Below are 23,295 nucleotides of genomic sequence, written 5' to 3'. Positions count from 1 at the left end.
CGACGCCGCGTCAACCGTTCGACCTGATCACGATCACCCGGTCGGTGAGCTGCAGCACGGCGGCCTCCGGCTCGTTGAAGTTGATCACCCGCCGACCGCGGACCACCGCGACCACCAGGTCGGCGCACTCCCGCGGGCCGTGCCCGGCCTCGGCCCGGGTGACCGGGCGCTCCACGACGTCCAGCCCGGTGCCGTACGTCAGCAGGTCCTCCATCACCGCCCCGGCGCGCGGGCTGAGCATCGACAGCCCGAGCAGCCGCCCGGCCGAACTGGAGCTGGTGACCACGACGTCGGCGCCGCTCTGCCGCAGCAGCGGGGCGTTCTCGTCCTCCCGCACGGCGGCGACCACGGTGGCGCCCTTGTTCAACTGGCGTGCCGTCAGCGTGATCAGCACGGCGGTGTCGTCCCGCTCCGGCGCGACCACCACCCGGGCCGCGGTGGGCAGGGCGGCCCGCACCAGGGTGTCGGTGCGGGTGGCGTCGCCGACCACTCCGACCAGACCGTGCTGCGCGGCCTGGTCGACCACCTTGCGCTGCGGGTCGACGACGACGATCTCCTCCTTCTTCACCCCCTGCCCCAGCAGGGTGTCGACGGCGCTGCGGCCCTTCGTCCCGTACCCGATGACGACGGTGTGCTCGCGCACGGTGGACCTCCAGCGGTTCAACCGCCATTGCTGGCGGGTGCGTTCGGTGAGCACCTCCAGGGTGGTGCCGACCAGGATGATCAGGAACAGCACGCGCAGCGGGGTGATCACGAAGATGTTGGTGAGCCGGGCGCTGTCGCTGTACGGGGTGATGTCGCCGTACCCGGTGGTGGAGAGCGTCACGGTGGCGTAGTACGCCGCGTCGAGGAAGCTGACCCCGCCGCCGGCGTTGTCGTTGTAGCCGGCCCCGTCGGCGTAGACGAGCAGTGTGGTGACGACCAGCACCGCGAGCGCCAGCAGCAGCCGCGAGCCCACCTGCCGCAGGGCGGGCGCGGCCCGACGGGCGGGCAGCACGATCCCGGCGTCCGCCCAGGGCTCGGCCCCCGCCTCCCGGACGCGTCGTGGCCGGCTCATCCGCCCGACCGGCTTCGCCGGCTCACGGGACCTCCAGCAGTTCGACCGTCTCCCCCACCGCCGCCCCGCCGGGCGGGACCACGGCCAGCGCCTCGGCCCGGGCCAGACCGCGCAGCATCGCGGGCCCGTCGAAGGCGAGCGGGACGACGCCCTCGGCCGTGCGCCGGACGGGCTGCAGCCGGGTGTCCGCCGGGTGCCCGGGCAGTACGGCCGCGGCGGGTGCGAGGGCGGGGGCGCCGACCGCCCGGCCGCTGCGGGCGTGCAGCAGGGGCAGGGCGAGCGTGACCATCCCGGCGACGGCGGCCAGCGGGTTGCCGGGCAGGCCGACCAGGTGGCGCCCGCCGGGCAGTTCGGCCAGCAGCATGGGGTGCCCGGGCCGGACGGCGACGCCGTCGACCAGCAGGCGGGCGCCGGCCTCGGCGAGCGCCCGGTGCAGGAAGTCGACCGGTCCGGCGGCCGTCCCGCCGGTGGTGACCACGACGTCGGCGGTGGAGTGCCGCAGCGCGTCCCTGAGCAGCCCGAAGTCGTCGCGCACGCGGCGCACTTCGGCGACCTCGGCGCCGGCGGCCCGTAGCCAGGGCGGCAGCAGCGGCCCGAGCGCGTCCCGGACCAGGCCCGGCCCGGGGATCCCGGAGGCGAGCAACTCGTCGCCGAGGACGAGCAGTTGGACGAGCGGTCGGCGGCGCACGACCAACCGGTCGTGGCCGCAGGCGGCGGCCAGGCCGAGCACGGCCGGCCCGACCGGGGTGCCTTCCGGCAGCAGTTCCTCGCCCCGGCGGCACTCCTGGCCGCGCGGCCGGACGTCCTGCCCGGTGGTCAACTGCCGGGGGCCGCAGTCGCGCAGCAGCGCGCCCTCCGTCCGCCCGTGTTCGCGGCGCAGGACGGCGGTGGCGCCGGGCGGCAGTTGGGCACCGGTGGCGATCTCCACGGCGGTGCCGTCGGCCAGCGGCGCCGGCTCGGCCGGTCCGGCCAGCACCCGGCCGGCGACCCGCCACGGGCCGGGCCCGGCGACCGCCCAGCCGTCCATCGCGGAGGTGTCGAAGGCGGGCAGGTCGGTCAGCGCGCCGAGCGGCTCGGCGAGGGTGTGGCCGAGCGCCTCGGCCAGCGGCAGCCCGATCCCGGGCAGCGGGCGCAGCCCGGCCCGGCGCGCGGTCTCGCGGGCGCGGGACCAGCCGGGTACGGCGGGGTCGGCGGACGGGGCGGCCACGGTGGTCTGCCCGACCGCACTCACTGCTCGCCCGGCCGGTCGGCGGCGACCCACGCCTCGGCGAGCTCCTCGGTCCGCCGGGCGGCCTCGGCGACGGCCTCCGGCCCGCCGCCCCGCTGTGCGGCCGCGTAGCCGACCAGGAAGGCGGTCAGCGGCGCGGCCGGCCGGGCCACCCCGTGCGCGACCACCCGGGCCGTGTCGAGCAGACCTCGGACGTCGACGTCCAGGTCGATGCCCAGGTCGGCCTTGACCTCGGCGATCCAGTCATCCAGCGTGCGCTCCATGCGCCCATGCTGCCTGATCGGCGGTTTCCCGGAGGTGTTCGCCCGGTGTGCGGGGCGCGTCGTTTCCCTCACAGTCCGGCGGCCCGCGTCGTGAGGTTCAGCTCCGGTCCCGCTCGCGGGCCTGCTCCAGGTCCTCCCAGGTGTCGCAGTCGTACGCGACGTCGTCGATGTCGGCGACCCTCAGCCGGGCCAGCCCGCCGACCAGGCGGCGCAGCGGTCGGCCCGCCGGGTCGCCGAGGGCGGCCAGCGCGGCGCGCAGCGGGGCGGTGCGGTAGGCGGCGGCGAGCGGCTGGTCGCGGCCGCCCGCGTCGACCAGCACGGCGGCGTCCACGGTGGGCCCGGCCCCGTCCAGGGCCTCGGCCAGCCGGTGCACGGTCCGCCGGTCCAGGAACGGCAGATCGGCGGCGAGCAGCAGCACGGTGTCCGCGGTGACCAGGTCGAGACCGGCCGCGACGGCGGCGACCGGCCCGCCGCCGGGCGGCTGTTCCCTGGTCCATCGGACGCCGGTGCGCACGGTCGGCCGGGCGGAGCCGACCACGACGGTGGTGCGGGCGTCCGCGCAGGCGGCGAGCACCCGGTCGAGCAGGGTGGTCTCGCCGACCGTCAGGCCGGGCTTGTCGGCCCCGCCGAGGCGCCGCGCGGCCCCGCCCGCCGGAACGATCACGTCGTACGGCGTCATGCGGCCAGTATCCGCCCCGCCGTGGCGGGACCTACTCGTCCTGGTCGTCCTCGACGATCTCCGCGTCGATGATCCCGTCCTCCTCCGCCGCCCGGGCGGTGTTGGCCGCCGCGCCCAGTTCCAGGATGGCCGGCAGCGTCAGTTCGCCGTACCGCCGGTTCATCGCGGTCACCAGCGCCTCCGGGTCGTGCGGGTGCTCGGCCAGCCGGCGGTCGAAGTCCTTCAGGTACTCGCCGGTGAAGGCGAGCACCCGGGCCGCGTCGTCGCCCTGGTCGGGGGCGCGGTGCCCGGCGATCACCCGGTCCGCGCCGAGGTCGGCGATCCGGCCGAGGTTGTGCCCCCAGGTGGTGCGCTGGGCCGGGGTGGTGTCGGCGGTCCAGACGTGGGTGCCGTTGTAGACGAAGTCCCCGGCGATCACGGTCCGGATGCTCGGCACGTGGACGACGGTGGAGTCCGCGCAGTCGCCCTGGCCGAGCAGCAGGACGGGGATCACCTGGCGGTCCAGCATGAGCGGCTGCGGCAGCAGCGGGGCGGGGATCAGCGGGTGGTCGGGGATGTCGTCGCCGTACACCGGCTTCCACTGCGCGACCTTGGCGGCGGCGGTGGTCCGGATGCCCTCGACCACCGCGGGCGCGGCCAGGAGTTGCGCGTCGGGGAAGAGCTTCAGCACCTCCTCGGCACCGAAGTAGTGGTCGGGGTGCCGGTGGGTGACGACGATGGCGAGCAGCCGGCGGCCCTTGCCCGCGACCCACTCGGCCAGTTCCCGCCCGGCGCTGCGGGTGAGCTGGGCGTCGACCAGGATCGCGGTCCGCTCGCCGAGGATCAGGGTGGAGGTGGCGAAGAACGCCGACTCGGGCCCGGTGAAGACGGCGACCTCCAGCGGCCGGGCGGAGCGCTCGGCCTCCGGGGGCACGGCGGATGAGGCGCCCGCACGCTCCGCGCCGGCGCTCTCCTCGGGCGGGGACGACGTCACGGGCTTGCTCCCTCTGGTCGGCGGACGGTCTTCCTGCGCCCTACAGCATGGGAGTACCGGTGCCCGAATGCGCGGGAGGCGCGCCCGGCGGGGCACGCCTCCGGCTCACGTCACGGTCACACCGCGGCCCGGGCGGCGAGTTCCTTGCCCCGCAGGGCGGCCTGCTCCAGGGCCCGGGCCTTGGACTCGGCGGCGTTCGGGATGAACTCGGCCAACGCCGGGACGACGGGCGCCATGGTGAACTCCGGGACGATGAAGTCGACCTCCAGCCCGAGCCCGTCGGCCAGGACCTTCTCCAGGTAGGTGGTGACGAACTCGAACGGCTCGCGCGGGGCGCCGGGCGCGTACGAGCCGCCGCGGGAGGCGACGACGGTGACCGGGGTGCCCTTGGCGGAGGGCGCCTCGCCGGCGGTGCGGCCCATCAGGACCACCTGGTCCAGCCAGGCCTTGAGGGTCGACGGGATCGTGAAGTTGTACATCGGGCTGCCGATCAGGACGGCGTCGGCCCCCTCCAGCTCCGCCATCAGCTCCTCGCGCAGCGCGAAGGCGGCGGCCTGCTCGGCGCTGTGGGTCTCGGCCGGGGCGAATCCGGCGGTGATGCCGTGCGCGTCCAGGTGCGGGACGGGGGCGGCGGCGAGGTCCCGGTAGATCACCGTGCCCTCGGGGTGCTCGGCCTCCCAGGCGGCCCGGAACGCGGCGGTGACCTCGCGGGAGACGGAGCCGTCGGTGATCGCGGAGGAGTCGATGTGCAGGAGCGTGGGCATGGCAGGGCCTCCAGAGAATAAGTAGCTGCTGATTTCGCTGCAACTGTAAGTACGGTAGCAGCTTACTTTTCTGCAGTCACTAGTGCCGGTCGAGTACCCTGGGTCCATGGCCCAGCACGAGGTAGTGACCGACGGAGCCCCGACCGCCCCCGACGCGTGCGACGCCGCCGCCCGGGACGCCTGCCAGAACGTCGACCTGGCCCTCGGCCGGGTGTTCACCCTGCTCGGCAAGCGCTGGACCGGCATGCTCCTGGGCGTGCTCAACAACAGCGGCCAGGCCTACTTCTCCGAGCTGCGCCGCGCCGTCCCGGGCATCAGCGAGCGGATGCTCTCCGACCGGCTGACGGAGCTGGCCGAAGCCGGGCTGGTGGTCCGCGAGGTCGACGCCGGCCCGCCGCTGCGGGTCAGCTACCGGCTCACCGAGGGCGGCATCGCGCTCAAGCCCGCGCTGAACGAACTGGCCGTCTGGGCCGACCGCTACCTGCCGGAGAGCGCGCTCAAGAACGGCGGCTGCTGACCCCGGAGGGCCTGCCGGCGCCACCGCGCGCCGGGCCCTGCCCTCGCGCTCGCATGCGCCCGCGCACTCGCCCGGACATGCGCCCGGACATGCGGAAGGGCCCGCCCGCTGTCACCAGCGGACGGGCCCCTCACACACGTGGATCCGTTGTCATCGGCGCTTCCCGCGCCGGTCGTTCAGCGCTTCCGGGCGCCGCGCAGCCGGGCCAGCCGGTCGGAGAGACCCCAGGAGGTCACCCGCCACAGCGCCTCGACCACGATGTTGCGGCTCATCTTGGACGCGCCCAGCTCGCGCTCGACGAAGGTGATCGGCACCTCGGCGACCTTGAACCCGGCCTTCACCGTGCGCCAGGCCAGGTCGACCTGGAAGCAGTACCCGGCCGAGGCGACCTCGTCCATGCCCAGGCCCAGCAGGGTCTCCTTGCGGAAGGCCCGGTAGCCGCCGGTGACGTCCTTGATCGGCACGCCCAGCATCAGCCGGGAGTAGGTCGAGCCGCCGCGCGAGAGCAGCAGCCGCGACTTCGGCCAGTTCACCACCCGGCCGCCCGGCACCCAGCGCGAGCCCAGCACCAGGTCGGCGCCGCGCAGCGCGCCCAGCAGCCGGTCCAGCTCCTCGGGCTGGTGCGAGCCGTCCGCGTCCATCTCGACCAGGACGTCGTAGCCGTTGTCGATGCCCCAGCGGAAGCCGGCCAGGTAGGCGGCGCCCAGGCCCTCCTTGCCCTTGCGGTGCATGACGTGCACGTTGGGGTCCTCGGCGGACAGCTTGTCGGCCAGCTCGCCGGTGCCGTCGGGGCTGTTGTCGTCGGCGACCAGCACGTGTGCCTCGGGCACCGCGGCGCGGACCCGGCCGACGATCCGCTCGACGTTCTCCGCCTCGTTGTAGGTCGGGATGATCACCAGGACCCTGCCGAGATCAGCAAAACTCTGCTGGTTCACGGTCACGTACAAACCTCTCGGCCGATGGCGGGGAATCTCACAGCACCGTCGCCCGCACGCTGGAACGCGGCTCCACCGGCTGCCCTCCGACGGGGTGGTCACGGTGGAGAACTGCGCGCAGGGCGGAGACTACTGCGTGCTGGCATCCTACTACCGCGCCCGGGAACCACCGGTCCGCCCATGGCACTCCCACCGGACGCCCACCGTTTCCCCGTGGGTGACACCGTTCGGCTAGGGTCGATGCCCTTGCCCGTGCCCGGACCGCCCGCACCGCCGGGCTCGCCCCCGGCGATCCGGCACGCCCGCACAGACCGTGAAGGAGTAGGACCGCGCGCATGGACAGGCTCGTCAACACCGTCCGCCCGTACGCCTGGGGGTCGCTCACGGCCCTGCCCGAACTGCTCGGGCAGCAGCCGACCGGCGAGCCGCAGGCCGAGCTGTGGATGGGCGCCCACCCCGGAGACCCGTCCCGCGCCGACCGCGGGGACGGCCCGCGCCGGCTGGACGAGCTGATCGCGGCCGATCCCGAGGGTGAGCTGGGCGCCGCGAGCGTCGCCAGGTTCGGCCCGACCCTGCCGTTCCTCTTCAAGGTCCTCGCCGCGGGCACCCCGCTGTCGATCCAGGCGCACCCCACGCTCGACCAGGCCCGCGCCGGCTTCGCCGCCGAGAACGCCCTCGGCATCCCGCCGGACGCCCCCGAGCGCAGCTACCGCGACGCCAACCACAAGCCCGAAATGGTCTGCGCACTGGGCGACTTCGAGGGCCTGTGCGGCTTCCGCGGGCCCGCCGAGGCGGCCGAGCTGATGGCCCGGCTCTCAGTGAACGGCCTGGAGCCGCTGATCGACCTGCTGGGCGTCGAGGACGAGGCCGAGGCGCTGCGCGGCACCCTGGCCGCCATCCTCACCATGGACGACGAGACGGCCGCGAAGACCGTCCGGGAGACCGCCGAGACGCTGGCGGAGTACGACACCGGGGACCCGGACTGGTACTACGCCCCGTACGCCCGGATCGCCAAGGACTTCCCGGACGACCGCGGCCTGATCGCCGGCATGCTGCTCAACCACGTCCGGCTGCGGGCCGGCGAGGCGCTCTACCTGGGCGCCGGGGTGCCGCACGCCTACCTGTCCGGCGTCTGCGTCGAGCTGCAGGCCAACTCCGACAACGTGCTGCGGGCCGGCCTCACCCCGAAGCACATCGACGTGCCGGAGCTGCTGAAGGTCGTGGTCTTCGAGAGCGGCGCCCCCGAGGTGGTGGCCCCCGTCCAGGTCGGGGACACCCCGGGCGAGGAGCTCTACCCCGTCCCGATCGACGAGTTCCGGCTCTCCCGGTTCACGCTGGACGGCGTCGAGCGCACGATCGACGGCCGCACCCCGCAGATCCTGCTCTGCACCGAGGGCGGTGTCCGGCTCACCGCCGCCGACGGCAGCGTCCTGGAGCTCGCCCGCGGCGGCTCCGCCTTCCTCCCCGCGACCGGCACCCCGACCCGCCTCTCCAGCGCGGCCGGCACCGTCTTCCGCGCCACGGTGACCATCTGACCGGCGGACGCCGACGCGCCACCGACCGGGGCCGGGCAGCGGGAGGGTTCCCGCTGCCCGGCCCCGCTCAGTCGCCCGGCTTCCCCGGCCCTTCCGATCCCTCACCGCCCGGGCCCGCCGCCACCAGCGCCGGCTCGGGCTCCGCCGCCGGGCCCGGGGCCTGCGCCGGGACGACGGCCACCGCCGCCGCAGGTGCCGGCCCCTCCGGCAGCTGCGGCGGCCACCGCCGGTTCGCCGCCGTGGTCAGCCTGCGGCCCAGGTTCTGGAACGGCAGCTCCACCAGCCGGTACACCGCCCAGCAGACCGCCAGCAGCACCGCGAAGTACCCCAGCACCCACGACCACCGTTCCACGAACGGCATCGCGGCCAGCTTCTCCGGGTAGCGGGTGCCGTCCCAGCCGAGCCGCCACAGCAGGAACCTCTTGACCGGCCAGTGCAGCAGGTAGACCGAGTAGCTCACCGCCCCCAGCCGGACCAGCGGGCGGGCCAACCGCCGGTTGCGCAGCAGGAAGAACACGCCGAACGACGCCCACGCCGCCAGGTAGGCGAAGGTCCACGCCGACCAGCTGAAGGTCGAGGTCGCGTCCGCCATCGCGCCCCGGTTGTACATCGGGCCCACGAGGGCGCCCGCCACCACCACGAAACCGACCGTCAGCCAGGCCTCGATCCGCTCGACCTGCCCGTGCTGCGCGCGGTAGACCACCGTGCCCGCGAACATCGTCGCGAAGATGGTGAAGGTCTCGTAGGCCGGCGTCCGGCCGTTGGTGAACACCAGCAGCAGGCCGAACCCGCCCAGCAGCAGACCGCCGGTCCGGGCCAGGGAAGCACGGCCGCTGAGCATGCAGAGCACGCCCGTGACCACGATGACCACGGCGGCGACCACGAGGTTCCTGATCGCGTCGAGGCTGGTCTGCAGGCCGTAGGACGGGATCAGGACGCCCAGCGCGAGGGCGATCGCCGCCGCCCCGACCGCGATCGGTGCGCTGCGCCGGTGCAGGCCGAACGTGAAGAGGCTGCTGACGAAGAAGTAGAAGAGCATCTCGTACGTCAGGGTCCACATGATGCCGAGCCCGTTCACCACGCCCAGCACGTCCGTCAGCATCAGGCCGTTGCCCCCCAGCCAGAGCAGGTCGTGCCCGTAGCCGTCGAAGGTGAGGACCTGGTACGCGTGCGGCAGCACCAGCTCGGCGAAGAGCACGGTGACGATCAGCGCCGGGTAGATCCGGAAGATCCGGCCGATCCAGAAGGCCCGGACGTCACCGCGCCGCTCCAGGGAGGCCGGGATGATGTACCCGCTGACGACGAAGAACGCCATGACCCCGTAGAAGCCGAGGTCGAAGTGGGCCGCGACGGTGCCGCCGTGCGGGACCAGCTTCAGGATGTCGAAGTGATGGGCCGTCACGGCCAGCGCGGCGATCCCGCGCAGGGCGTCCAGCCACCCGAGCCGGCTCCCCGGTGCGGCGGCGCGCTCGCGCCGCCCGACCGGCCGCAGCCCCCTTCGGGCCAGTGGCCCCTTGATCGTCATCCGCCGGACACTAGCCCATCCGGGGGATCGCAGCCCGGCCGGGGCCAGCCCCCGGCCGGCCCCTGGTCAGCCCGGTTCCGGATCAGTCCCGGGGGCGCCCCCGGTCAGTCCCGGGTCATGTCGACGAAGCGCGAGTAGTGGCCCTGGAAGGCCACCGTGATGGTCGCGGTCGGACCGTTACGGTGCTTGGCGACGATCAGGTCGGCCTCGCCCGCGCGCGGGGACTCCTTCTCGTAGGCGTCCTCGCGGTGCAGCAGGATGACCATGTCGGCGTCCTGCTCGATCGAGCCCGATTCACGCAGGTCGGAGACCATCGGCCGCTTGTCGGTGCGCTGCTCGGGGCCACGGTTCAGCTGGGAGAGCGCGATGACGGGGACTTCCAGCTCCTTGGCCAGCAGCTTGAGGTTACGGGACATGTCCGAGACCTCCTGCTGGCGGTTCTCGGCCCGGCGGGAGCCGCCGGACTGCATCAGCTGGAGGTAGTCGATGACGATCAGCTTGATGTCGTTGCGCTGCTTGAGCCGGCGGCACTTGGCGCGGATCTCCATCATCGACAGGTTCGGCGAGTCGTCGATGAACAGCGGGGCCTCGCTGACGTCGGGCATCCGGCGGGCGACCCGCGTCCAGTCGTCGTCCGTCATGTTCCCGGAGCGCATGTGGTGCAGCGCGACCCGGGCCTCGGCGGAGAGCAGACGCATGGCGATCTCGTTGCGCCCCATTTCGAGCGAGAAGATCACGCTCGGCAGCTTGTTGTGGATCGAGCAGGCACGCGCGAAGTCCAGCGCCAGGGTGGACTTACCCATGGCGGGGCGGGCCGCGATGACGATCATCTGGCCGGGGTGCAGGCCGTTGGTCAGCGCGTCGAAGTCGGCGAAGCCGGTCGGCACGCCGGACATCTGGCCGTTGCGGGAACCGATCGCCTCGATCTCGTCGAGGGCGCCCTCCATGATGTCGGCCAGCGGCGCGTAGTCCTCGTTGGTGCGCTGCTCGGTGACGGCGTAGATCTCCGCCTGGGCGGAGTTGACGATCTCGTCCACGTCGCCCTCGGCCGCGTAGCCCATGCCCGCGATCCGGGTGCCGGCCTCGACCAGCCGGCGCAGCACCCCGCGCTCGGCGACGATCTGGGCGTAGTACTCGGCGTTGGCCGCCGTCGGGACGGAGTTGACCAGGGTGTGCAGGTACGAGGCGCCGCCGACCCGCTGCAGCTCGCCGCGCTTGGTCAGCTCGCCGGCCACGGTGATCGGGTCGGCCGGCTCGCCGCGGGCGTAGAGGTCGAGGATCGCGCCGTGGATCATCTCGTGCGCGGGCCGGTAGTAGTCGGCGGGCTTGAGCACCTCGACCACGTCGGCGATGGCGTCCTTGGAGAGCAGCATGCCGCCGAGGACGGACTGCTCGGCGGCGAGGTCCTGCGGGGGGACGCGCTCGAAGCCGTCCGCCCCGCTCTCGCCGTCGCCCTCGCCCCGGCGCTGCCAGCCGCCGTCCCGCTGGCCGCCCTCGCGCGAGGAGCCGTTCCGGCCGCCCTTGCCGCCCTGGAAGCCGCCCTTCTGGAAGCCGTCCTTCTGGAAGCCGTCGCGGCCGCCGCCCTGGCCGCCGCGGCCGCGGGAGACCGGGAGGCGGTCGCCGGGGCCGTCCGGGAAGGGTGCGTCGTCGAAGGCACCGGCCGGGAAGGGGTCCTCGGCGGTCTGCCAGTCCTCCTCCGGCGGCGGGGCGTCGTGGTCGTCGTACTGGGGGCCGGTCACGCGTGTTCCCCGATCAGCGAGTGGTGCGAGTTGGAGCGGGCTTGCCGGTGGCTGGGTGAAGCGGATCCGCTCCTCTTTGTACGCCACGGCTCCGACAAATCGGACGCCGGGGCGGTGCGAGTGTCGGGCGGAGGGCCCACGCTAAAGCGCCGGACGCCCTTGCGCCAAGGCGGTTATCCACAGGGGGTGTGGATGAGCGGCCCCGACCTGTGGAGAACTGCCGCAAAGCTGTGGACACCCCTGTGGACGTCCCTGTGGATAACCGGACCATCGATCCACCGTCAACTTGCTGACCTGGGATTACCTCTTCCCGGGCCTGTGCATGAGAAATTCTTCACACACCTCCGAATGGCTGTGGGCACAGAGTGGTCGAACGGCCCCGGTCAGGATTTCGAGTAATGACCACATACCCCTGGCAGTCGTTACCTGTGGATGAGTAGCCTGGACGCCATGACCGCCACGCCCTCCAGACGCCGCCACGACCGGGAGATCCTCTCCCTGGCCGTCCCGGCCTTCGGCGCACTGGTCGCCGAGCCGCTCTTCCTGATGGCCGACTCGGCGATCGTCGGCCACCTCGGCACCGCCCAGCTGGCCGGGGTCGGCGTGGCCTCCGCCGCGCTCACCACCGCGACCGGCGTGTTCGTCTTCCTCGCCTACGCCACCACCGCGGCGGTGGCCCGCCGGATCGGCGCCGGGGACCGCCGGGGCGCCGTGCAGCAGGGCGTCGACGGCATCTGGCTCGCCCTGGGGCTGGCGGTACCGGTGGTGCTGCTGACCCTGCTGGTGGCCCCCTGGGTCGCCGACGTGCTGGGCGCCTCGCCGACCGCGGCGCCCTACGCGGTGACGTACCTGCGGATCAGCTCCCTGGGCATCCCGGCGATGCTCATGGTGCTGGCCGCCACCGGCGTGCTGCGCGGCCTGCAGGACACCCGTACGCCGCTGCTGGTGGCCGTCGCGGGCTTCACCGCCAACATCGGCCTGAACGCCGGCCTGGTCTACGGCGCCGGGCTGGGGGTGGCCGGCTCGGCCTGGGGCACCGTGCTCGCGCAGACCGGGATGGCCGCCGTCTACCTGGTCGTGGTGGTCCGCGGCGCACGGCGCGAGCGGGCCTCGCTGCGGCCGGACGCGACGGGCATCCGGGCCTGCGCGAGGGCGGGCGGCCCGCTGCTGGTCCGGACGATCAGCCTGCGCGCGGTGCTGATGATCGCCACCGCGGTGGCCGCCCGGCTGGGCGACGACCAGGTGGCCGCGCACCAGATCACCATGACGCTGTTCAGCTTCCTGGCCTTCGCGCTCGACGCCATCGCGATCGCCGGCCAGGCCATCATCGGCCGTTACCTCGGCGGCTCGGACGTCCCGGGTGCCAGGGCCGCGACCCGGCGGATGGTCGAGTGGGGCATCGGCTCCGGCGTGGTGCTCGGCCTGCTGGTGGTGGCCGCCCGCCCGCTCTACGTCCCGCTGTTCACGCCCGATCCGGCCGTGCAGGCGCAGCTGGACACCGCCCTGCTGCTGCTCGCTCTCAGCCAGCCGGTCTCCGGCCTGGTCTTCGTGCTGGACGGGGTGCTGATGGGCGCCGGGGACGGTCCGTACCTGGCCCGGGCGGCGCTCGCGACGCTCGCGGTGTTCGCCCCGGCGGCCGTCGCCGTCCCCGCCACCGGCGCCGGGCTGGCCGGGCTCTGGTGGGCGATGAACCTGTTCATGCTGGTCCGCGCGGGCTTCCTGGTCTGGCGTGCCCGCGGCGGCGAGTGGCTGGTCACCGGAGCCGTCCGCGGGTAGCGGGCCCGCACCCCGGAGCGGCACCCCGCCCCCGCAGCGGCGGCGGCACCCGTCCCCGGGAACGACCGAGGGCCGGACTCCCGAAGGAGCCCGGCCCTCAAGCCACTGCTACGGAACTCAGGCAGCGACGACCGCGATGTCCAGGTTGGCCTGGACGTCGGAGTGCAGCTTGACCGAGACCTTGTGGGTGCCCACGGTCTTGATCGGCGAGGCGATCGCGACGGCGCGCTTGTCCACAGCCGGGCCGCCGGCGGCCTTGATGGCCTCGACGACGTCGGCCTGGGTCACCGAGCCGAACAGACGGCCGGCGTCACCCGAACGGACGGCCAGCTTGACCTGGACGCCCTCCAGCTGACCCTTGACCTCGTTGGCGGCCTCAAGGGTCTGGATCTCGTGGATCTTGCGGGCGCGACGGATGGCGTCGACGTCCTTCTGACCACCCTTGGTCCAGCGGATGGCGTAGCCGCGCGGGACCAGGTAGTTGCGGGCGTAGCCGTCCTTGACCTCGACGACCTCGCCGGCGGAGCCGAGACCCGGCACCTCGTGCGTGAGGATGATCTTCATTACTCGGTCACCCTCTCTTAGCGCGCGGTGCTGGTGTAGGGCAGCAGCGCCATCTCACGGCTGTTCTTCACGGCCGTGGCGACGTCACGCTGGTGCTGGGTGCAGTTGCCGGTGACCCGGCGGGCACGGATCTTGCCGCGGTCGGAGATGTACTTCCGCAGCAGGTTCGTGTCCTTGTAGTCAACGTAGTTGACCTTGTCCTTGCAGAAGACGCAAACCTTCTTCTTCGGCTTGCGAGCAGGCGGCTTCGCCATTGTGTGCTCCATTTGGGGTTCACGGCCCGGCGGGCGTCCGGGGACGCCGGCGGCCGGGCCGCACGAAATCTGTCAGCTCTTAGAACGGGGGCTCTTCCGAGTAGCCGCCGCCACCACCACCACTGGACGGGGCACCCCAGCCGCCGCCCTGGTTGCCACCGGACGGGGCGCTGGAAGCCCACGGGTCGTCGGAGGGGCCGGACTGGCCGCCGGAGTTTCCACCCCAGCCGCCGCCCTGCTGGCCGCCACCGCCGCCCCAGTTGCCACCGCCCTGGCCGCCGCCCTGCTGGCCGCCGAAGCCGCCACCGGGACCGCCGGACCGGTTGGCCCGGGTGACCTTGGCGGTCGCCGAGCGCAGGCTCGGGCCGACCTCGTCGACCTCGACCTCGAAGACCGTCCGCTTCTCGCCTTCCTTGGTCTCGTAAGACCGCTGGCGCAGTCGGCCCTGCACGATGACGCGCATGCCGCGCTGCAGCGACTCGGCCACGTTCTCCGCCGGCTGCCGCCAGACGTTGCACGTGAGGAAGAGGCTCTCGCCGTCCTTCCACTCGTTCGTCTGACGGTCGAAGGTGCGGGGGGTGGACGCGATGCGGAACTTCGCGACCGCCGCACCCGACGGGGTGAAGCGCAGCTCGGGGTCGTCGACGAGATTGCCGACGAGGGTGATGACGGTCTCGCCTGCCATGGTGGTGATGACCTCTCGGGAAGATGTCCGTTCACCGCTGTTTCACGTGAAACAGCGGACGCGAGCTACCCGAGACCCGAAGGCCTCAGAGGTGGCTCAGTGGGTGTCCGGGCGCAGGACCTTGGTCCGCAGAACCGACTCGCTCAGGCCCATCTGGCGGTCGAGCTCCTTGACGACCTCAGGCGTGGCCTTGAGGTCGATGACCGAGTAGATGCCCTCGGACTGCTTGTTGATCTCGTAAGCCAGACGGCGACGACCCCAGGTGTCGACCTTCTCCACCTTGCCGCCCGCGTTGCGGACGACGGTGAGGAAGTTCTCGATCAGGGGGGAGACAGCGCGCTCCTCGACCGACGGGTCGAGGATGACCATCACCTCGTAGTGACGCATGGGTAACCCACCTCCTTTGGACTCAGCGGCCACGGTCTCTCCGTGGCAGGAGGGTTGTGCGTAGCGTCGGCACCGGTGCGGTGACGACTCCGGCCCACCGTAGCGGGCGGGTCCGACAGTCGGCCCCGCACACCCCGGAGGGGTGTCGCCCGGAAGAGGGCGCAAGGGGGCACAACTACACCAGTGCAGACGGCACAGCCTACCCGCACCCGTACGGCCGAACAAAACGCACAGGGGTTGTGAGACCGGCGCAACCACCGCAGTCTGGACGGAACGGGATTCCTGCCCGTTCGTCTCCACGCCTGGAGGTGGGACTCATGGCCCAGTCCGTCCACCACATGCCCGCGCTCACGCTGAACACCGACGGCCACCCGCACCCCCGCGAGAACACCCTGGTGGCACTGACCGCCGTCTTCGGCGTGATCGCCTTCACCACCTCGTTCTTCTACAACCTGCACCTGCTGACGTCGTGGACCGGCCTGGCCGGGATCGTCACGGGGTTCTGGGGCGTGTTCGTCTCGGTCACCACCGCCGAGCGCTTCGTCCTGATGGTCTCGCTCGGCGCCTCCGCGGTCGGCTTCTACCTCGGCATCGCCCGCGGCGGCCTCTGGGGCTGATCCGGGCCCTCGGGGCCGGCCCCGCCGGAACCCCTGACGCCCCCGCCGCGTATCTGGAAGAAGACAGGTACGCGACGGGGGCGCCGTCGTGCCCGCAGCGACGGGCGCCCGGGCCCCGGACGATAAGGTCAGCCCGAGAACCCGGGGCCCAATGCAGCCCGACCGACGAGGAGCACCGAGCAATGAGCCTGCGCCTGAGGACGATCACCCGCGAGGAGCACCTCGCCTTCATCAGGAGCCGCGCCTCGGCCAGCCACATGCAGGTGCCGTCGTGGGGTGACGTGAAGGCCGAGTGGCGGTCCGAGTCGATCGGCTGGTTCGACGACGCCAACCAGCTCGTCGGCGCCGGCCTGGTCCTCTACCGCCAGCTGCCGAAGCTCAAGCGCTACCTCGCCTACCTGCCCGAGGGCCCGGTCATCGACTGGTTCGACCGCGACCTCGACCGCTGGCTCTCGCCGATGCTGGCGCACCTGAAGTCGCAGGGCGCGTTCTCGGTGAAGATGGGCCCGCCGGTGGTCATCCGCCGCTGGAACGCCCCCACCATCAAGGAGGCCATCGCCGCCAAGCAGGCCAAGCGGCTGCGCGACGTCGAGGCCGACTGGTACGAGCCGCGCGCCTTCGAGGTGGCCGACCGGCTGCGCAAGGCCGGCTGGCTGCAGGGCGAGGACGGCGGCGCCGGCTTCGGCGACGTCCAGCCCCGCTACGTCTTCCAGGTGCCGCTGGCCAACCGCTCGCTGGACGACATCCACAAGAACTTCAACCAGCTGTGGCGCCGCAACATCAAGAAGGCCGAGAAGAGCGGCGTCGAGGTGTTCCAGGGCGGCTACGACGAGCTGCCGATCTTCCACCAGCTCTACCTGGTCACCGCCGAGCGCGACAAGTTCACCCCGCGCCCGCTGTCGTACTTCCAGCGGATGTGGAAGGCCCTCACCGCCGAGGACCCGAACCGCATGCGCCTCTACATCGCGTACCACGAGGGCGAGCCGCTGGCCGCCACCACGATGCTCGTGGTCGGCGAGCACGTCTGGTACTCCTACGGCGCCTCGGCCAACCACAAGCGCGAGGTCAAGCCGTCCAACGCCATCCAGTGGCGGATGATGCGCGACTCCTACGCCCTCGGCGGCGGGGTGTACGACCTGCGCGGCATCAGTGACACCCTGGACGAGAACGACCACCTGTTCGGACTGATCCAGTTCAAGGTCGGCACCGGCGGCCAGGCGGCCGAGTACCTCGGCGAGTGGGACTTCCCGCTCAACAAGCTGCTGCACAAGGCCCTCGACCTCTACATGTCCCGCCGCTGAGGAGGCTGACCCGATGACGCTGTCGCTCTACCTCGACACCGAACGCTGGCGCACCCACCAGCGCTCCGTCCTCGCCGAGTTCCCCGGCCTGGTGCCGGTCGCCAAGGGGAACGGCTACGGCCTGGGCAACCACCGGCTGGCCGAGGAGGCGACGCGGCTGGGCACCGGTGTGCTCGCCGTCGGTACCGCGTACGAGGCGGCCGACGCCGCCGAGTGGTACGGCGGCGAGCTGCTGGTGCTCACCCCGTACCGGGTCGGCGAGGAGGTCCTCCCGCTGCCGCACGCCCGGGTGATCCGCACGGTGGCGAGCGTGGACGCGCTGCGGACGCTGCACGGCACCCGGGTGGTGCTGGAGTGCATGACCACCATGCGCCGCCACGGCGTGAGCGCCGCCGACCTGCAGACCGTCGCCGCCGAGCTGGGCGGCGTCTCCTTCGAGGGCCTGGCGCTGCACCTGCCGATGGACCGGCCGGACGGCTCCAGCCCGGTCGAGGAGGTCGCGTACTGGGTGGACACCGCCCGTGCGGCCGGCATCCCGGTGCACACCGTGTTCGTCAGCCACCTCGGCGCGGCCGGCATGGAGCAGCTGGCCCAGCGCTACCCGGAGACCGTCTTCCGGGCCCGGATCGGCACCCGGCTCTGGCTGGGCGACCACGCCGCGCTGGAGGTCCGGGCCACCGTCCTGGACGTCACCCCGGTCAAGAAGGGCGACCGCTACGGCTACCGCCAGCACCCGGCGCCCGCCGACGGCCACCTCCTGGTGGTCGCGGGCGGCACCGCGCACGGCATCGGCCTGGAGGCGCCCAAGTACGTGGCGAGCATGGCCTCGCGGGCCAAGGGCATCGCCCGGGCCGGCCTGGCGACGGTGAACAAGACCAAGTCGCCGTTCCACTGGGCCGGCAAGCAGCTCTGGTTCGCCGAGCCCCCGCACATGCAGGTCTCGCTGCTGTTCCTGGACGGCGAGACCAAGCCCCCCGCGATCGGCGAGGAGCTCGGTCTCCAGGTCCGCCACACCACCACGCACTTCGACCGCGTGGTGGACCGCTAGACCTCCGGACCCGTCACGCGTGACGGGTCACGGCTTCTCGGCCGGCTCCGACAGTTCGGGCTCGCTCAGCCACTGCTCGGGGCCGGCCGGCGCGTACGCGGCGTAGCTCTCCTCCTCGCGCAGCCGTCGGGCGCTGCCCAGCACGACCACGTCCGGGGCGTGGTCGAGCACCCCGCCGGAGGGGTCGTCGCTGCCGTCCCAGCGGACCGGGTCGTGCTCCGGGTGCAGGACGTCGCGGACCACCAGGCCGACCAGGTAGAGCGTGCCGATCAGGTGCAGCCCGATCGCGAAGTGGTACCAGGCCTCGCCGATCCCGTGCTGCTTGGGCCCGGTGACGAAGCCCAGGTGGGACCAGATGCCCAGGGTGTAGAGCACCTCGCAGGCCTGCCAGATCAGGAAGTCCCGCCAGCGCGGCCGGGCCAGCACCGCGAGCGGCAGCAGCCAGAGCGCGTACTGCGGCGAGTACACCTTGTTGACCAGCACGAACAGTGCGACGACCAGGAAGGCCAGCTGCGCGAAGCGCGGGCGGCGCGGGGCCGAGAGGCCGAGCCACGCTATGGCCAGGCAGCCCAGCACCATCAGCACGCCGATGTAGAGGTCGAGGTCGGCCAGGCCGACGCCGCGGACCTGCATCAGGATCAGCCAGAACGAGCCGTAGTCCTCGCCGCGGTGCTTGCTGAACACGTAGAACGTCGACCAGCCCTGCCAGTTGGCGAGCATGATCGGCAGGTTGACCAGCAGCCAGGAGCCCACCGCGCCGCCGAGCATCACCCGGAACTCGCGCCACTTGCCGGCCCGCCAGCAGAGCACCAGCAGCGGGCCGATCAGCAGCAGCGGGTAGAGCTTGGCGGCGGTGGCCAGGCCGATGAAGACGCCGGCCCAGCCCGGCCGGGAGCCGGCCCACCAGGCCATCGCCACGGCGGCGAGCGCGACCGCGAGCAGGTCCCAGTTGACGGTGCCGTTGAGCAGCAGGGTGGGCGCGAGCGCGAACAGCAGCGCGTCCCAGGGGCGGCGGCGGTGGATGCGGGTGAGCGCCACGACCGCGACCACCGCGCAGGCCATCAGCAGCCCGGCGTTGATCGCCCAGAACCACTGCTCCTGGCTCTGCTGGTCGCCCCCGCCGGGCGTCAGCCAGGCCGCGACCTGCATGAACAGGCCGGTCAGCACCGGGTACTCCAGGTACTGCAGGTCCCCCGTGGAGCCCGGGATGCGGTCCACGTACGGGTGCAGCCCGGCCGCGAAGCCGCGCCCGGAGAACAGGTGCGGGATGTCGCTGTAGCAGGCGTGGATGTACTGCGGCGAGCCCGGCTGGAACCAGGCCTGCTCGTAGCAGGGCAGCTTCTGCACCATGCCCAGCACCGAGACCACGATCACCGCGAGCGCCAGGAAGCGCGCCGGGATCCACCAGGAGACGCCGAGCAGCGCCCGGCGTCCGGGCGGCCCGCCGATCACCTCGCTGCCGGCCGCCGCCACCGGGTCCTCGTCGGCCGGGACGACCACGGTGTTGGCCGGCGGCGCGGCCGCGGCGACGGCTTCCGGGGTGGGCCCTGCGAGACCGCCGGACCCGACCGGGCCGGTGGTTTCGTCACGATCGCTCGACGTCATGCCGGACATCCTGCCGCACCATCCCGGCCGGGACGAGGAGGACCCCGCAACGGTCTGCGGAGGTCCGCGGGCCGGCGGGTCCGCGAACCGTGACGAAAACGGCGGTGGCGGCCCTCCGAGGAGGACCGCCACCGCCGTTCCGGATGCTCGCCGTGGGCTACTAGCCCCCCACTGCCGGCGGCCCGCCGGTAATGGTCGACGTCGGCTTGCCGCCACCGGTCGGCTTGCCACCGCCGCCCGGCGTCGTGGTGTCCGTCGGCGCCGGCGTCGTCGGGCAGCCGATCACCGGGAGACACGTGTTGGTCGGGCGCGGGGGCTTGGTCTTCGTCGGGCTCGGCTGGTCGCCGGGGCAGTCCACGCCGGGCACGCAGGTCTGGGTGGGCTGCGGCGGCTGCGGCTGGGCGGGCTGCGTCGGCTGCTGCGTCTGCGCCGTGGCCGACGGGGTGTCCGCCGTGGTCGGCGTCGGCACGGCCGTGGCCGTGGACGGCGCTCCGGAGGAGTCGACCTCGGAGCCGATCGGCTGCGGGTTCGGGAAGTCCAGCTTCTTCTCGTTGGCCAGCGCGACCTTCATGTACCGGGTGAAGACGTCCGTCGGGATGTCACCACCGTGGATCGACGCCTTGCCGCCGGTGCCGTTGAGCGACTGCCGCTGGTGCTGGGCCGGGTCCTCGCGCCACATCGCGACGCTGGTCACCAGCTGCGGGGTGTAGCCGACCCACCAGGCCGACTTGTTCTCGTCGGTGGTACCGGTCTTGCCCGCCACCGGGCGGCCCAGCGCGAGGGTCTTGGTGCCGGTGCCCTTCGCCGCCACGTTCACCAGCACGTCGGTGACGTTGTCGGCGACCGCGGGCTCCAGCGCGACCTTGGCCTCCTTCTTGGCGAAGCCCGTGCGCGCCACGCCGTCCCACTCGACCTTGGTGACCGAGTACGGCTCGGCTTCCTTGCCGCTGGCCGCCAGGGTGCCGTAGGCGGTGGCCATCCGGATCGGGCTGATGGTGGAGGTGCCGAGCGGGAAGGTCGCGGTCTTCGGGTCGGCGAGGCTGTCCTTCCGGATGCCCATCTGCACCGCGATGTCGGCCACGTTCTGGCCGCCGACGTCCTGGTTGAGCTGGACGAAGGGCACGTTGTACGAGTACTGCATGGCCTGCCGCAGCGAGACGTAGCCGTGCTTGCTGGAGTCCTCGTTCTTCTGGTGGTACGTCTTGCCGTCGTCCCCGATCACCAGCGAGCCGTCCGGCTTGCGGATCTCGGACAGGTCGTCGGCCAGGTAGCGGCTGTCGGCGTTTATCCGCTTCGGCTTGCCGTCGTCGCCCTTCGCGGTCTGCACGCCGACCTGCATGGCGGTGGCCAGTACGAACGGCTTGAAGGTCGAGCCGACCTGGACGCCGGTGGCGTCGGCGTTGTTGTCGAAGTGCCCGTTCTCCACGCCGTCGCCGCCGTAGAGGGCGACGATCGCACCGTCGCCGGGGCGGATGCTGGCGGAGCCGAACTGGATGTTGGTGTCGTTGTCCGGGCGCTTCTGCGGGTCGAGGTTCTCGGCCTTGACGTCGTCGACGGCCTTCTTCAGGGCGTCGACCTTGTCCTTCTCGAAGGTCGTGTAGATCTTCAGGCCGCCCTTGTCCAGCACCTGCTGCGTGATGTTCTTGTCGGTGTTCATCACGTACTTGTTGGCGGTGTCGACCAGGTAGCTGATCTCACCGTTCAGGTTGGAGCTGGGCTTCAGCGCGATCGGGTCCGGGAACGTGGTGCACTTGGCCCGCTCCTCGGGGGTGAGGGCCTTGGTCTTCACCATGTTGTCGAGGATCCAGGACCACCGCCCCTGGGCCCGTTCCTTGTTGGCCGGGTTGGTGGGGTCGTAGTACGCCGCGCCCTTCAGCAGACCGGCCAGCATGGCGCTCTGGCAGGCGTTGAGGTCCTTGGCGTTCACCCCGTAGTACGCCTGGGCGGCGGCCTGGGCGCCGTTCGCGCCGCGGCCGAACCAGCTGGTGTTCAGGTAGCCGGTGAGGACCTCGTCCTTGCTCTGCTTCTGGTCGACCTTCAGCGTGATGAAGAACTCCTTCACCTTGCGGCTGAGGGTCTGCTCCTGACTCAGGTAGGCGTTCTTGACGTACTGCTGGGTGATGGTCGAGGCGCCCTGGGTCTCACCCCCCTTCGCCATGTTGTAGACGGCGCGGAGCATGCCCTTGGGGTCGATGCCGTGGTCGTTGCGGAAGTCCTGGTTCTCCGCGGCGATGACGGCGTTCTGCAGGTTGGGGCTGATGTCCTGGAGCGGGACGATCTGGCGGTTGGTCTGGCCCTTGCGGGCCATCTCCGTGTTGTCCGCCCAGTAGTAGATCGTGTTCTGGCCCTGCACCAGCTTGTTCATGTCGGGGATCTGGGTGGTCTGGTACAGGTAGAACACCACGCCCACGAAGCACGCGAAGACCAGCAGGAAGCCGCTCAGCAGCTGCTTCCAGGACGGCAGCCAGCGCCGGACGCCGGTCTTGCCGAACCGCGGGTAGTCGATGAAGCGCTTCTTGCCGGGCCCTGCGGGCGCGCCGGAAGCACCGGCGGCGCCGCGCCGGCCTCCGCCCTTGTCCTTGTTCTGTCCGGCCTTGCGCATCTCCGCACGGGTCATCCGGGGTTGCTGAGCCGTCTCCCGGACGCCCGACGGACGCCGGCGGCCGATCCCGTCCGAGGTCAACTCGTCGGGCGTCGGCCCTCCCCGACGGCCGCCGCCTCCCGGGGGCTGCTGCCCGTCACCGCCCGGGTCGGGCGTCCTTCGCCGTCGTTCGCTCATCTTCCAGCCACTCCTCGCCAGGCGTCTCCAGCCTGAAGGCAGGGTTCACGTCCGATGCCCGCAAAACCGCCCTGACTCCCGGAGGTGGTCCTCGTGCACACGCGACAGCGTACGCAGCACGGAATCACAACTAATCGGGCATCAGTCGCCAATAACCGCAAAACGGCGACAGATCATTACACGCCCGTTGCCAAGCTCACCTGCGCGTCGGCTTGTGATCACATTCACGCGTGCCCCCCTTGCCCGTTCCGGGGGTCGGGTTTACTGTTCTCGATATATCGAGCCGATACATCGAAGCGGAATACCGCCGGATGCAGCGGCCGGACGAGGGCCGAGAGGGAGGAGGACCACGGCAGTGGGCAGGCGCTCAGGAGTGCTGGAGTTCGCCGTTCTCGGCCTGCTCCACGACGCTCCGATGCACGGCTACGAGCTGCGCAAGCGGCTCAACATCCTGCTCGGCACGTTCCGGGCACTCTCCTACGGAACGCTCTACCCCTGTCTGAAGAGCCTGGTCGCCCAGGGTTTCCTGGTCGAGGACAACCCGGACGTCGAGTACGTCCCGGCCACCGCCCTCAACGGCAAGCGGTCCAAGATCGTCTACCGGCTCTCCGCCGAGGGGAAGCAGCGCTTCGAGGAGCTGCTCGCCGACTCCGGCCCGGACGCCTGGGAGGACGAGCACTTCGGCGTCCACTTCGCGTTCTTCGGCCAGACCGACCGGGCCGTCCGGATGCGCGTCCTGGAAGGGCGCCGCAGCCGGCTGGAGGAGCGCCTGGAGCGGATGCGCAACTCGCTCGCCCGTGCCCGCGAGCGGTTCGACGACTACACCGTCGAACTCCAGCGGCACGGACTGGAGTCGGTGGAGCGCGAGGTCCGCTGGCTCAACGAGCTGATCGAGACCGAGCGGTCCAACCGCACCGGCCGGACCGGTCCCGCCACCGGCGGCGACCCCTCCGCCGTACCCCACAAGACTTCGGACGGCCGTGGCCAGGAGACCGGGTCCTCGGACCCGTCCGGGCCACCGTACGACCGCCCGGGGCGCTCCGCCCAGGAGCGCTGACACCGCG

The 23,295-nt window shown here is 72.1% G+C and carries 20 protein-coding genes and 1 pseudogene; 7 read left to right on the top strand and 14 right to left on the bottom strand.

Features of this window, described 5'->3' with window-relative positions; translation table 11 throughout:
* Positions 1 to 10: 10 nt before the first annotated feature.
* The 5 genes and pseudogenes from ACIRST_RS31190 to ACIRST_RS31170 form a co-directional block, all read right to left on the bottom strand.
* Positions 11 to 1,057: an NAD-binding protein gene (locus ACIRST_RS31190; protein WP_350525942.1), complete on the bottom strand. Its 1,047-nt coding sequence runs from the start codon at positions 1,055 to 1,057 to the stop codon at positions 11 to 13.
* Positions 1,058 to 1,079: 22 nt separating this feature from the next.
* Positions 1,080 to 2,288: a molybdopterin molybdotransferase MoeA gene (locus ACIRST_RS31185; protein ID WP_402806255.1), complete on the bottom strand. Its 1,209-nt coding sequence runs from the start codon at positions 2,286 to 2,288 to the stop codon at positions 1,080 to 1,082.
* A pseudogene (locus tag ACIRST_RS31180) lies at positions 2,285 to 3,227 on the bottom strand (NTP transferase domain-containing protein). The gene ACIRST_RS31185 and the pseudogene ACIRST_RS31180 overlap by 4 nt, the downstream one beginning before the upstream one ends.
* Before the next feature lie 31 nt (positions 3,228 to 3,258).
* Positions 3,259 to 4,200 (bottom strand): MBL fold metallo-hydrolase, encoded by a 942-nt coding sequence (locus tag ACIRST_RS31175; protein WP_350525941.1) that lies wholly within the window; start codon positions 4,198 to 4,200, stop codon positions 3,259 to 3,261.
* 116 nt (positions 4,201 to 4,316) lie between these two features.
* Complete coding sequence (locus ACIRST_RS31170) at positions 4,317 to 4,964, bottom strand: NAD(P)H-dependent oxidoreductase (RefSeq protein WP_350525940.1); 648 nt, start codon at positions 4,962 to 4,964, stop codon at positions 4,317 to 4,319.
* A 106-nt stretch (positions 4,965 to 5,070) separates the two neighbouring features.
* Here ACIRST_RS31170 and ACIRST_RS31165 point away from each other — a divergent pair, with 106 nt between their 5' ends.
* Positions 5,071 to 5,481, top strand: coding sequence for a helix-turn-helix domain-containing protein (locus tag ACIRST_RS31165; RefSeq protein WP_350525939.1), 411 nt, complete (start codon positions 5,071 to 5,073; stop codon positions 5,479 to 5,481).
* Positions 5,482 to 5,657: 176 nt separating this feature from the next.
* On the opposite strand, the gene ACIRST_RS31160 is transcribed toward ACIRST_RS31165, so the two are convergent.
* A complete protein-coding gene (locus ACIRST_RS31160) occupies positions 5,658 to 6,422 on the bottom strand; it encodes a polyprenol monophosphomannose synthase (RefSeq protein WP_350525938.1) in 765 nt (254 codons plus the stop codon).
* 329 nt (positions 6,423 to 6,751) lie between these two features.
* On the opposite strand from ACIRST_RS31160, the gene manA reads away from it, so the two are divergent.
* Complete coding sequence (gene manA / locus ACIRST_RS31155; RefSeq protein WP_350525937.1) at positions 6,752 to 7,951, top strand: mannose-6-phosphate isomerase, class I; 1,200 nt, start codon at positions 6,752 to 6,754, stop codon at positions 7,949 to 7,951.
* A gap of 67 nt (positions 7,952 to 8,018) precedes the next feature.
* Here the strand turns inward: manA and ACIRST_RS31150 are convergent, their stop codons facing one another.
* Both ACIRST_RS31150 and dnaB read right to left on the bottom strand, forming a co-directional pair.
* A complete protein-coding gene (locus tag ACIRST_RS31150; protein WP_402806228.1) occupies positions 8,019 to 9,476 on the bottom strand; it encodes an acyltransferase family protein in 1,458 nt (485 codons plus the stop codon).
* 104 nt (positions 9,477 to 9,580) lie between these two features.
* On the bottom strand, positions 9,581 to 11,215 hold the full coding sequence (gene dnaB / locus ACIRST_RS31145; protein WP_350525935.1) for a replicative DNA helicase: 1,635 nt from the start codon (positions 11,213 to 11,215) through the stop codon (positions 9,581 to 9,583).
* 450 nt (positions 11,216 to 11,665) lie between these two features.
* On the opposite strand from dnaB, the gene ACIRST_RS31140 reads away from it, so the two are divergent.
* Positions 11,666 to 12,991, top strand: coding sequence for an MATE family efflux transporter (locus tag ACIRST_RS31140; protein WP_350525934.1), 1,326 nt, complete (start codon positions 11,666 to 11,668; stop codon positions 12,989 to 12,991).
* Positions 12,992 to 13,108: 117 nt separating this feature from the next.
* On the opposite strand, the gene rplI is transcribed toward ACIRST_RS31140, so the two are convergent.
* From rplI to rpsF, 4 genes are all read right to left on the bottom strand, one after another.
* On the bottom strand, positions 13,109 to 13,555 hold the full coding sequence (rplI, locus tag ACIRST_RS31135) for a 50S ribosomal protein L9 (protein ID WP_350525933.1): 447 nt from the start codon (positions 13,553 to 13,555) through the stop codon (positions 13,109 to 13,111).
* Positions 13,556 to 13,572: 17 nt separating this feature from the next.
* Positions 13,573 to 13,809 carry a 30S ribosomal protein S18 gene (rpsR, locus tag ACIRST_RS31130; protein WP_030059640.1) on the bottom strand — a complete coding sequence of 79 codons (237 nt, stop codon included), beginning with the start codon at positions 13,807 to 13,809 and terminating at the stop codon, positions 13,573 to 13,575.
* A 79-nt stretch (positions 13,810 to 13,888) separates the two neighbouring features.
* Entirely contained in the window at positions 13,889 to 14,494 is a 606-nt protein-coding gene (locus ACIRST_RS31125) for a single-stranded DNA-binding protein (protein ID WP_350525932.1), read from the bottom strand.
* 96 nt (positions 14,495 to 14,590) lie between these two features.
* Entirely contained in the window at positions 14,591 to 14,881 is a 291-nt protein-coding gene (gene rpsF, locus ACIRST_RS31120) for a 30S ribosomal protein S6 (RefSeq protein ID WP_063348486.1), read from the bottom strand.
* A gap of 317 nt (positions 14,882 to 15,198) precedes the next feature.
* Here rpsF and ACIRST_RS31115 point away from each other — a divergent pair, with 317 nt between their 5' ends.
* From ACIRST_RS31115 to ACIRST_RS31105, 3 genes are all read left to right on the top strand, one after another.
* Positions 15,199 to 15,498 carry a hypothetical protein gene (locus tag ACIRST_RS31115; protein WP_350525931.1) on the top strand — a complete coding sequence of 100 codons (300 nt, stop codon included), beginning with the start codon at positions 15,199 to 15,201 and terminating at the stop codon, positions 15,496 to 15,498.
* 182 nt (positions 15,499 to 15,680) lie between these two features.
* Positions 15,681 to 16,799, top strand: coding sequence for a peptidoglycan bridge formation glycyltransferase FemA/FemB family protein (locus tag ACIRST_RS31110; RefSeq protein WP_350525930.1), 1,119 nt, complete (start codon positions 15,681 to 15,683; stop codon positions 16,797 to 16,799).
* Positions 16,800 to 16,812: 13 nt separating this feature from the next.
* Positions 16,813 to 17,847, top strand: a complete 1,035-nt coding sequence (locus tag ACIRST_RS31105; RefSeq protein WP_402806222.1) for an alanine racemase — start codon at positions 16,813 to 16,815, stop codon at positions 17,845 to 17,847.
* Positions 17,848 to 17,874: 27 nt separating this feature from the next.
* Here the strand turns inward: ACIRST_RS31105 and ACIRST_RS31100 are convergent, their stop codons facing one another.
* Together ACIRST_RS31100 and ACIRST_RS31095 are read right to left on the bottom strand one after the other, a co-directional pair.
* Positions 17,875 to 19,452, bottom strand: a complete 1,578-nt coding sequence (locus tag ACIRST_RS31100; RefSeq protein WP_402806219.1) for a glycosyltransferase family 87 protein — start codon at positions 19,450 to 19,452, stop codon at positions 17,875 to 17,877.
* 160 nt (positions 19,453 to 19,612) lie between these two features.
* The gene (locus ACIRST_RS31095) at positions 19,613 to 22,069 is read right to left on the bottom strand and encodes a transglycosylase domain-containing protein (RefSeq protein WP_350525927.1); all 2,457 of its coding nucleotides are present in this window, start codon (positions 22,067 to 22,069) and stop codon (positions 19,613 to 19,615) included.
* Between the two features lie 517 nt (positions 22,070 to 22,586).
* On the opposite strand from ACIRST_RS31095, the gene ACIRST_RS31090 reads away from it, so the two are divergent.
* Complete coding sequence (locus tag ACIRST_RS31090) at positions 22,587 to 23,288, top strand: PadR family transcriptional regulator (protein ID WP_350525926.1); 702 nt, start codon at positions 22,587 to 22,589, stop codon at positions 23,286 to 23,288.
* Positions 23,289 to 23,295: the final 7 nt, after the last annotated feature.

It is taken from the genome of Kitasatospora sp. NPDC101447 (assembly GCF_044767225.1).
Classification (GTDB): domain Bacteria; phylum Actinomycetota; class Actinomycetes; order Streptomycetales; family Streptomycetaceae; genus Kitasatospora.
The sequence above is the reverse complement of the archived record's forward strand: the minus strand, read 5'-3'. Positions and strand labels throughout refer to the sequence as shown.

Excerpts from the sequence above, each read along its gene's own strand:
- ACIRST_RS31105 (WP_402806222.1), top strand. The coding sequence starts at position 16,813 with ATGACGCTGTCGCTCTACCTCGACACCGAACGCTGGCGCACCCACCAG.
- ACIRST_RS31190 (WP_350525942.1), bottom strand. The coding sequence starts at position 1,057 with ATGAGCCGGCCACGACGCGTCCGGGAGGCGGGGGCCGAGCCCTGGGCG.
- ACIRST_RS31140 (WP_350525934.1), top strand. The coding sequence starts at position 11,666 with ATGACCGCCACGCCCTCCAGACGCCGCCACGACCGGGAGATCCTCTCC.
- ACIRST_RS31165 (WP_350525939.1), top strand. The coding sequence starts at position 5,071 with ATGGCCCAGCACGAGGTAGTGACCGACGGAGCCCCGACCGCCCCCGAC.
- ACIRST_RS31110 (WP_350525930.1), top strand. The coding sequence starts at position 15,681 with ATGAGCCTGCGCCTGAGGACGATCACCCGCGAGGAGCACCTCGCCTTC.
- rpsF (WP_063348486.1), bottom strand. The coding sequence starts at position 14,881 with ATGCGTCACTACGAGGTGATGGTCATCCTCGACCCGTCGGTCGAGGAG.
- rplI (WP_350525933.1), bottom strand. The coding sequence starts at position 13,555 with ATGAAGATCATCCTCACGCACGAGGTGCCGGGTCTCGGCTCCGCCGGC.
- ACIRST_RS31095 (WP_350525927.1), bottom strand. The coding sequence starts at position 22,069 with ATGACCCGTGCGGAGATGCGCAAGGCCGGACAGAACAAGGACAAGGGC.
- rpsR (WP_030059640.1), bottom strand. The coding sequence starts at position 13,809 with ATGGCGAAGCCGCCTGCTCGCAAGCCGAAGAAGAAGGTTTGCGTCTTC.
- ACIRST_RS31125 (WP_350525932.1), bottom strand. The coding sequence starts at position 14,494 with ATGGCAGGCGAGACCGTCATCACCCTCGTCGGCAATCTCGTCGACGAC.
- ACIRST_RS31115 (WP_350525931.1), top strand. The coding sequence starts at position 15,199 with ATGGCCCAGTCCGTCCACCACATGCCCGCGCTCACGCTGAACACCGAC.
- ACIRST_RS31100 (WP_402806219.1), bottom strand. The coding sequence starts at position 19,452 with ATGACGTCGAGCGATCGTGACGAAACCACCGGCCCGGTCGGGTCCGGC.
- manA (WP_350525937.1), top strand. The coding sequence starts at position 6,752 with ATGGACAGGCTCGTCAACACCGTCCGCCCGTACGCCTGGGGGTCGCTC.
- ACIRST_RS31150 (WP_402806228.1), bottom strand. The coding sequence starts at position 9,476 with ATGACGATCAAGGGGCCACTGGCCCGAAGGGGGCTGCGGCCGGTCGGG.
- ACIRST_RS31170 (WP_350525940.1), bottom strand. The coding sequence starts at position 4,964 with ATGCCCACGCTCCTGCACATCGACTCCTCCGCGATCACCGACGGCTCC.